Origin of the sequence: Cereibacter johrii, from assembly GCF_001720585.1 — a bacterium.
GTDB classification, from domain to species: Bacteria; Pseudomonadota; Alphaproteobacteria; order Rhodobacterales; family Rhodobacteraceae; genus Cereibacter_A; species Cereibacter_A johrii.
On the sequence record NZ_MABH01000187.1, the window covers coordinates 1 to 8,020 of the forward strand.

The 8,020-nt window shown below is 69.0% G+C and carries 8 protein-coding genes and 2 pseudogenes; 6 read left to right on the top strand and 4 right to left on the bottom strand.

The genetic code is table 11. From position 1 onward, the window contains the following. Positions 1-532, top strand: a pseudogene (locus A9O63_RS17075) (hypothetical protein); the annotation flags it as partial. A gap of 15 nt (positions 533-547) precedes the next feature. On the opposite strand, the gene A9O63_RS17080 reads toward A9O63_RS17075, so the two are convergent. After that, positions 548-1,558 (bottom strand): sensor domain-containing diguanylate cyclase, encoded by a 1,011-nt coding sequence (locus A9O63_RS17080; RefSeq protein ID WP_069333006.1) that lies wholly within the window; start codon positions 1,556-1,558, stop codon positions 548-550. Positions 1,559-1,691: 133 nt separating this feature from the next. Beyond that, positions 1,692-2,885, bottom strand: a complete 1,194-nt coding sequence (locus tag A9O63_RS17085) for an NnrS family protein (protein ID WP_069333007.1) — start codon at positions 2,883-2,885, stop codon at positions 1,692-1,694. 211 nt (positions 2,886-3,096) lie between these two features. Here A9O63_RS17085 and A9O63_RS17090 point away from each other — a divergent pair, with 211 nt between their 5' ends. Further along, on the top strand, positions 3,097-3,798 hold the full coding sequence (locus tag A9O63_RS17090; protein ID WP_069333013.1) for a Crp/Fnr family transcriptional regulator: 702 nt from the start codon (positions 3,097-3,099) through the stop codon (positions 3,796-3,798). A gap of 7 nt (positions 3,799-3,805) precedes the next feature. On the opposite strand, the gene A9O63_RS17095 is transcribed toward A9O63_RS17090, so the two are convergent. After that, positions 3,806-4,342: a DUF2087 domain-containing protein gene (locus tag A9O63_RS17095; RefSeq protein WP_069333008.1), complete on the bottom strand. Its 537-nt coding sequence runs from the start codon at positions 4,340-4,342 to the stop codon at positions 3,806-3,808. A gap of 173 nt (positions 4,343-4,515) precedes the next feature. Next, entirely contained in the window at positions 4,516-4,722 is a 207-nt protein-coding gene (locus tag A9O63_RS17100) for a DUF1858 domain-containing protein (RefSeq protein WP_069333009.1), read from the bottom strand. 149 nt (positions 4,723-4,871) lie between these two features. Between A9O63_RS17100 and A9O63_RS17105 the strand changes: the two genes are divergently transcribed. The 4 genes and pseudogenes from A9O63_RS17105 to A9O63_RS17120 form a co-directional block, all read left to right on the top strand. Further along, complete coding sequence (locus A9O63_RS17105) at positions 4,872-5,324, top strand: c-type cytochrome (RefSeq protein ID WP_069333010.1); 453 nt, start codon at positions 4,872-4,874, stop codon at positions 5,322-5,324. A gap of 13 nt (positions 5,325-5,337) precedes the next feature. After that, positions 5,338-6,678 (top strand): cbb3-type cytochrome c oxidase subunit I, encoded by a 1,341-nt coding sequence (locus tag A9O63_RS17110; RefSeq protein ID WP_069333011.1) that lies wholly within the window; start codon positions 5,338-5,340, stop codon positions 6,676-6,678. Further along, positions 6,675-7,472 carry a CbbQ/NirQ/NorQ/GpvN family protein gene (locus A9O63_RS17115; RefSeq protein WP_069333012.1) on the top strand — a complete coding sequence of 266 codons (798 nt, stop codon included), beginning with the start codon at positions 6,675-6,677 and terminating at the stop codon, positions 7,470-7,472. The genes A9O63_RS17110 and A9O63_RS17115 overlap by 4 nt, the downstream gene beginning before the upstream one ends. Before the next feature lie 4 nt (positions 7,473-7,476). Continuing rightward, positions 7,477-8,020 (top strand): annotated as a pseudogene (locus A9O63_RS17120) (NorD nitric oxide reductase activation protein); the annotation flags it as partial.

Sequence of the window (8,020 nt, forward strand, 5' to 3'; positions counted from 1 at the left end):
GGTCCGTGCGGCGGCGCAACGCGGCGACTGGCGGGCCTGCACGGGCCTCACCAGCGGCGCCACCAGCGCCGACATGCTCTACGAGCGGGCCTGGTGCGTCTACAATCTCGACCGGCCGCTCGAGGCGCTGGCGGCTTTCGAGCCCGCCGCCTCGGGGCGCCTCGGGGCGCAGGTCGCGCGGGACGCGCGCTTCGGCAAGACGCTTGCGCTCTTGGCGCTGAAGATGACGGAAGAGGCCGCCCGGCTCGCCGCCGCGACCGACCTGACGATCCAGCAGCGGCGCGAGGTCGAGGCCATCATTCTGGATCAGCGCGGGGTGCGGGCCTATCAGCTGAAGGAATATCGCCGCGCCATCGCCTTCCTGACCGCCTACGAGGATCTGACGGGGGGGCTGCGGCGCGACCTCGCGATCATGCGCGGCTATGCCTACCTCAACCTCGGCAAGCGGACCGAGGCAAAGCGCATCTTCACCGAGCTGAACAACCAGCTCGCGACGCCCGAGACCCGGGCGGGCCTGAACGCGAGCCGCTGAGAGCGAACTCCGCCCTCAGTGCAGGCGGAGGGCGTTGGCCGCGCCGTCCCAGCCGGGGTCGAGGATCATCTCGCTCCGGTTGCGGCCGGCGCTCTTGGCGCTTCTGACCAGCTCGTCCGCCGCGGCGACCCAGGCCTCGGCGGTGGCATGGTGCAGGCTGCAGGGCGAGATGCCGAAGCTCGCCGTCACCCGCGCCTCGGGATGGCCCGGGAAGCGCGTGTCCTCGATGGCCTGGCGCAGCCGCTCGGTGACGCGGAAGGCGACATCCGGGGCGGCGCCTTCCAGAAAGATCCCGAATTCCTCGCCGCCGAGCCGACCCAGATGGTCGCCGCGGCGGATCGTGTTGCGGATGGTGCGGGCCACGGTGGCCAGCACCACATCGCCGAAGGCATGGCCGTAGGTCTCGTTGATGCCGCGGAGATGGTCGAGATCGAAGGTCACGAGCGTCGAGTTCTGCGACGCCCGGCGCATCCGCTCCATCGCGCGCCGCAGGACGGAGAGGAAGGCCCGGCGCGTGGAGGCGCTGGTCTGCTGGTCCTCGGTCGCCTGCAGCCGAAGCTCGAGGTGGATGACCGCGAGCTTGGCGAGGTTGGCCAGCACCTCCCGGTCGACGCTCGTATAGTCGCGGGGGATCGTGTCGATCACGCAGAGCGTGCCGATGTTGTAGCCGTCGGGCGTGGTGAGCGGCGCGCCGAGGTAGCTGCGCATCCCCGGCTCGCCCCGGACGTAGGGATTGTCCCGGTAGCGCGGGTCGCTGTCGGCGTCGATGATCTGCAGCACCTTCTTGCCACGGATCGTCACGTCGCAGAACGTGTCGCTGCGGGGAACCTCGCGGCATTTTCCACCCTGCACCGACTTGACCCACAGCCGGTCGCCGTCGATCAGGCTCATCACCGCGAGCGGCACGGCATAGATGGAGCGGAGCAGGTCGGTAATGAGGTCGAATTCGGACTCGGGGCCTGTGTCGAGAATTTCGTAGCGCTGGAGGGCTGCGAGCCGCGCCTCCTCTTCGTCCGACTTGCCCATACCTATGAACTGCTCCTCCTGCGGTCGGTCCCGCGGTGCGCGTTGGCCCCAAGGCGGGCCGACCGTTGTGAGAAGTAACCTCTCCTACAGACAGGTTGTCAACCCTTCGGCGGGGTTTCGCCTGCTTATGAGATCAGCCGTTCGGATGGGCGCGCTGTACGGAAGGACGCGTCAGGCAGGGGCCGATCCGCCAGATGTAGGCGGCGAAGGCGAGGGTCCAGAAGAACGCGGCAAGGCTGTATCCGTCAAGCCCGCCGATGTCGGCCGAGGCCAGCAGCACGCGGGCCAGCGCCGCCGCCGCGAGGCAGGCGAAGCCCGCGCTGAGGATCGGCCCGGCCTCGAGCGGACGGCCGGTATGGCCGAGCGAGGCCCGCATCATCACGGCGAGCGTCATGCCGCCGATGGCGCCGATGCCGAGCAGATGCATCCCCGCCGGCGCGCCGATCCAGTCCGCGGCCGCCGCGGCGGTTGCGGCAAGGCCGAGAGGCACGAAGCCGTAGGCCACATGCAGCATCAGGAGGAGCGGCGAGCGCCAGGTCGCCGTGCCCCGCCAGCGGGCGAGCCGCACGGCGTGCAGGAGGGCCGCGATGGCGAGGAGGAGCGCCGCCGGCAGGCCCTCGGGGCGCAGCGTCCAGAACAGGAGCGCCATGACGGCTGCGGCGAGGCAGAGGCCGTCGAACCGGCCGAACGGAACGGGCAGGGGCCCCGGGCCGCGCTTGGCCAGCCAGTTGCGGGTGAAGCTCGGGATGATCCGCCCGCCGATCAGCATGATAAGGAAGGTGACGGTGGCGAAGCCGAGCCTGCGCCCCACGGCGCTTTCGCCGGCCTCCATGACCTCGAGATGGAAAATGACATTGGCGAGCAGGTAGATCCCGACAGGGACCACCACCATCAGGTTCTTCCAGTTCCTGCCCGCCGCGATCTCGACCACGGCCATGGCGGTGACGGCCAGAAGGAAGCCCGCATCGAGGACGAGAACGAGGAGGGGAGGCGCCCCGAGGACGCCCGAGACGGCAAGGCGTCCGGCGATCCAGAGCGCGGCCAGAAGAGCGAGCGGCAGGCCCTGACGCGGCATGCGGCCGGTCCAGTTCGGGATCGCGGTGAAGAGGAAACCCGCCACCACGGCCGAGGTATAGCCGAAGAGCATCTCGTGGATGTGCCAGTCGACGGGTCCGAACGGTCCTGCGAGCGCGAGGCGGCCGGTCCAGATCGCAAGCCAGGCCGGGATGGCCGCGGCCGCAAACAGCGCCGAGAGCAGGAAGAAGGGCCGGAACCCGTAGCTGAAGAGCGCGGGGCCGGTATAGGATCTGGGTCTGTCGCTGGCCATCGGCCGCCTCCTCGTGCAAAGAGAGGACGGCGGCCCTGTGCCGCCGCCCTCCGAGGTGCCGGCCCACCGGGACGCGGGAGGCCGGTTCGATTGCTGGTGCGACGGTCAGGCTCTGCTTCGGGACGCGATGCCTGATCTGGTCCGTCTGTCCCTTTCTTGCCCCAGGAACGGCAGCCTCTCGTTGTGCTGCCGCAAATTCGGAACCGGGTTCGTGAACAAGCTCGACGAAAGCCTTCTGACCAAGCTGCCGCCCTTCTCGCGGCTGGACCGTCCGCAGATCCGGACGATTCTCGATCAGGCCGTGCCGCGCCGATACGACGAGGGGACGACGGTCTTCGGCGAGGGCATGGAGGCCGAACGCTTCTATCTGCTGCTCGACGGCACCATCCGGGTGGTGAGGACGACCCCCACGGGCGAGCAGATCATCGCGCTCCATATCGGGCCGGGGCAGCTCTTCGGGATCGCGCCGGCGCTCGCGCGCGATACCTATCCCGCCACGGCGGTTGCGGCTGCGGACTGCGTGACGCTCTCGTGGCCGGGGCGGCTCTGGGCCGACTTCACCGCGAACTATCCGGGCTTTGCCACCGAGAGCTATCGCACGCTGGGCGCGCGGCTGGGCGAGATGCAGAGCCGCATCACCGAGCTGGCCACGCAGCAGGTCGAGCAGCGGGTGGCGGCCTGCCTCCTGCGCCTCGTGAACCAGTCGGGCCGCAAGGTCGAGACGGGCATCGAGATCTCGTTCCCGATCACGCGGCAGAACATCTCGGAGATGACGGGCACGACGCTGCACACGGTCTCGCGGCTCCTCTCGGCCTGGGAGCGCGAGGGGATCGTGGAAAGCGCGCGGCGGCGCATCGTGGTGACGGCGCCCCACCGGCTCGTCGTGCTCAGCGGGGCGTCGGGACAGGCCTGAGCGGCCCTCAGCCGCGGCCGAGCCAGCGGATCAGGGCGCAGGCATCGACAGGCGGGCGCTGCTCGATCCTGCGATAGCCGCTGCCGTCGGGACGGCGCGTCACCATGCCGCGGTCGAACAGCTCGCGCCGCAGGAGCGCCGGATCGCCGAAGCGGTGCAGGGCGCTCAGCCGCTCGTTCACCTCGCGCTCGGCCATCTCGAGGCCGGCCGGCAGGCGGCTCCAGAAGACCCAGAGGCAGAGGAGGCGCTGCCACTCGCGCCCCGGCCAGCGGACGAGCGCGCCCTGGGCATCGAAGAGCCGTGCCACGCGGGCGACGCGTGTGTGATCGACCGGCTCCTCGGGCGCGGGCGGCGCCTCGAGCCGGCCGGCGGCCGTGGCATCGGCGCGCAGATGCTGGAAGTTGCGAAAGCCCGTGGCGCGCGCGAGCATGTTCAGAAGCTCGAGATGCGAGGGCGTGCCCGGACGCGCCGCGAGATCGCGGTGCAGCGCGCGGGCCAGAGCGGAGACGTCCTTCGAGGCGAAGGGGAAGGCGGTGCGGGGCATGACTCATCCTCGGACGTGCCGGATCGGGGTCGATGGTCGCTGGCTTTCGACGCGGCACGAAGGACAAGGGGTGCCGTGGATCTTCTGGCAGGTCTAGCTCCCCGGGAAGGGGCAGCGACGCCTCGGTGAACTGCCGACCGTGATGCGCCGCATACGCCCTCGAGGCCCGAAAATCAAGGCATGACGGCGAGGCGCAGCGCGCGGCGGAACTCGCTTTCGTCGAGTCCGTATTCGGCGCAGGCCTCGATCACCGTGTGAAAGGGCGCGATCGGGCAGCCGGGGCAGAGCATCCGGCGCTCGAGAAAGACCCCGGCCGAGGCGGGCCAGGTCTGGAAGAGCCGCGCGAGCGGCAGGGCGGGATCGTCGGGGGCGGGCTTCATGGGGACCTCCATCCGGCCGGGAGGGACCCGGCGGCTGATGGGGAGAGATAACGCCGGTCAATCGCCCGCTTCGTTGCGATCCCGCAACTTCGTCCGCGGCGGGCGGGGCTAGACCCTCCCCACCCGAAACCATTCGCCAGGACCCTCCCATGTCGGAAATCCTCACGAAATCGCGGGCCCGGAACGTGTTCTATGGGGGATCTCTGTTCTTCATAGCCGTCTTCGCGGGCCTGACGGTCCAGAGCCACAGCCATGTGGTCTCGCGCTCCACCACCTCGATGCCCCTCACCGAAGAGGTGCGGCTCGGCAAGGAGGGCTGGGAGAGGAACAGCTGCATCAACTGCCACACGCTCCACGGCGAGGGCGCCTATTTCGCGCCCGAGGTGGGCAATGTGATGACCCGCTGGGGCGTGGTCGACGATCCCGATGCCGCGGCCGAGATGCTGGGCGGCTGGATCGACGCGCAGCCCTCAGGGATCGAGGGGCGCCGCCAGATGCCGCATTTCGAACTGACCGACGAGGAGAAGCGCGGGCTGTCGGAGTTCCTGCGCTGGGCCGACAAGATGAACACGCAATCCTGGCCGCCGAACGACGCCGGCTGAGGGGGACCGCAACATGAAATATCAATCGCAAAAGGTGGCGCTGGCCTATTTCAGCGTGGCGATGGCTCTCTTTGCCATCCAGGTGTTCGGCGGGCTGCTCGCGGGCTGGATCTATGTCTCGCCCAACACCCTCTCCGAGGTGCTGCCCTTCAACGTGGTGCGGATGATCCACACCAATGCGCTCATCGTCTGGCTGCTCTTGGGCTTCTTCGGCGCGGCCTATTTCCTCGTGCCCGAGGAAGCCGAGCGCGAGCTTTTCTCGACCAAGCTCGCCTATCTGCAGCTGGGCATCCTCGTCATAGGCACGCTCGGCGCGGTGGCGAGCTATCTCGTGGGCATCCACGGCGGGCGCGAGTTCCTCGAGCAGCCGCTCTGGGTCAAGTTCGGCATTCTCGTGGCGGCGGTGATCTTCCTCGTGAACATCTCGCTCACCGTGCTGGCCGGGCGGCGGACCGCGATCACCAACATCCTGCTGATGGGGCTGTGGCTCCTGTCGCTCCTGTGGATCTTCGCCTTCATCAACCCCGACAACCTCGGGCTCGACAAGATGTACTGGTGGTTCATCGTCCATCTCTGGGTCGAGGGCACCTGGGAACTCGTGATGGCGGCGATCCTGGGCTACCTGATGCTGAAGCTGACGGGCGTCGACCGGGAAGTGGTCGAGAAATGGCTCTATGTGATCGTGGCCACCGCGCTCTTCTCGGGCATCCTCGGCACCGGGCACCATTTCTACTGGATCGGCCTGCCCGCCTACTGGCAGTGGATCGGCTCGATCTTCTCGACGATGGAGGTGGTCCCCTTCTTCGCGATGATGTCCTTCGCCTTCGTGATGGTCTGGAAGGGCCGCAAGAACCACCCGAACAAGGCCGCGCTCCTGTGGTCGCTCGGCGCCTCGACGGTGGCCTTCTTCGGCGCGGGCGTCTGGGGCTTCCTGCACACGCTCCACGGGGTGAACTACTACACGCACGGCACGCAGATCACCGCGGCCCACGGCCACCTCGCCTTCTACGGCGCCTATGTCGCGCTGAACCTTGCCATGTTCACCTATGCGATGCCGATGCTGCGCGGACGGGCCCCCTACAACCAGTGGCTCAACATGACGGCCTTCTGGCTGATGACGGGGGGCATGTCCTTCATGACCTTCGTGTTGACCTTCGCGGGCACCATCCAGGTCCATCTGCAGCGCGTCATGGGCGAGTATTACATGGACGTGCAGGACCAGCTCGGCCTCTTCTACGCGATGCGCTTCGGCGCGGGCGCCATGGTGGTCGCGGGGGCGCTCCTCTTCATCTACAGCCTCGCCGTCGTGCGCCGCCAAGCGCCTGCCGGCAACGCCGTGGGAGAAGCGGCATGAACGCGATCGTCCACGACATGGCGGTGCCCTTCTACAAGCCCGTCTCCAACGAATGCAGCCTCTTCGAGGCTGCCTCCCAGAAAGGTCTGCCCCTTCTCCTGAAGGGGCCGACCGGCTGCGGCAAGACCCGGTTCGTCGAGCACATGGCGGCACGGATGGGGCGGAAGCTCTATACCGTGGCCTGCCACGACGATCTGTCGGCGGCGGACCTGATCGGGCGCTACCTGCTGAAGGGGGGCGCCACCGAATGGGTCGACGGGCCGCTGACGCGGGCCGTCCGCGAGGGCGCCATCTGCTATCTCGACGAGGTGGTGGAGGCGCGTAAGGACGTGACCGTGGTGCTCCATCCGCTGACCGACAACCGCCGCACGCTGATGATCGACCGCACCGGCGAAGAGCTGGTGGCGCCGCCGGGCTTCATGCTGGTGGCCTCCTACAACCCGGGCTACCAGAACATCCTCAAGCGCCTGAAGCCCTCGACCCGGCAGCGCTTCCTGTCGATCGGCTTCACCTTCCCGGATCCCGTGACCGAAACCGCGGTCGTGGCGCGGGAAAGCGGCCTGTCCGAAGCGAGGGTCGCCCCCCTCGTGCGGCTTGCGGGCCATGTCCGGGCGCTGTCGGGGATGGATCTCGAGGAGGGGGTCTCGACCCGGCTTCTGGTCTATGCGGCCTCGCTGATGGCGGGCGGCATGGGCGTCGAGGCGGCGCTCGAGGCGGCGGTCATCGAGCCTCTGACCGACGAGCCCGATGTCGCGCAGGCGCTGCGCGACCTCATCGCCACGGTCTACGGGTGACAGGATGAGCTTCCACCTGCTCGACCTGATGGAGCCCGAGGAAACCGTCGGCAACCTCTGGCACGACTATGCAAGCCGCTTTGCCGCAACCCGCGGCCATGCGGGGGCGGCGGTGTCCCTCGAGGCGATGCGGCCGAGCGTGGCGGTCCTCTTCCGCGCGCTGGGCGGGCCGTCGGGCGTCGAGATCGGCGCGAGCCCCGCGACGGCGGCGCTGCACCGGCGCAGCGTAGGCTCGGTTCTGGGCGAGACCCGGATCCTCGAGCAGGTGGCGAGCTTCGACGGAGAGCGGCTGCGGCTGCCGGCCCTGCTCGACGCCTTCCCGTCGGCGGATCTGAACCGCGCGGCCTATCTCTGGCTGGCCGCGCTGGCCGCGAACGTCGAGATCCCCGAGGCCGAGGGCGCGCTGGCCGCCGACCTTGCGCAGATCGCCGCGATGGAGGCCGCGACGGCGCGGGTGCTGGAGACGGCCCCGGGCCTCGCCGCGGTCTACGGCCGGCTGGCCGCCCATGTGCTGGCCTCGCGCGAGACCCATGCGGCCTTCGGGACCG

Bases quoted from the DNA above. Each gene is read 5' to 3' on its own strand.
- A9O63_RS17080 (WP_069333006.1), bottom strand. From the start codon at position 1,558: ATGGGCAAGTCGGACGAAGAGGAGGCGCGGCTCGCAGCCCTCCAGCGC.
- A9O63_RS17085 (WP_069333007.1), bottom strand. From the start codon at position 2,885: ATGGCCAGCGACAGACCCAGATCCTATACCGGCCCCGCGCTCTTCAGC.
- A9O63_RS17095 (WP_069333008.1), bottom strand. From the start codon at position 4,342: ATGCCCCGCACCGCCTTCCCCTTCGCCTCGAAGGACGTCTCCGCTCTG.
- A9O63_RS17100 (WP_069333009.1), bottom strand. From the start codon at position 4,722: ATGAAGCCCGCCCCCGACGATCCCGCCCTGCCGCTCGCGCGGCTCTTC.
- A9O63_RS17105 (WP_069333010.1), top strand. From the start codon at position 4,872: ATGTCGGAAATCCTCACGAAATCGCGGGCCCGGAACGTGTTCTATGGG.
- A9O63_RS17110 (WP_069333011.1), top strand. From the start codon at position 5,338: ATGAAATATCAATCGCAAAAGGTGGCGCTGGCCTATTTCAGCGTGGCG.
- A9O63_RS17115 (WP_069333012.1), top strand. From the start codon at position 6,675: ATGAACGCGATCGTCCACGACATGGCGGTGCCCTTCTACAAGCCCGTC.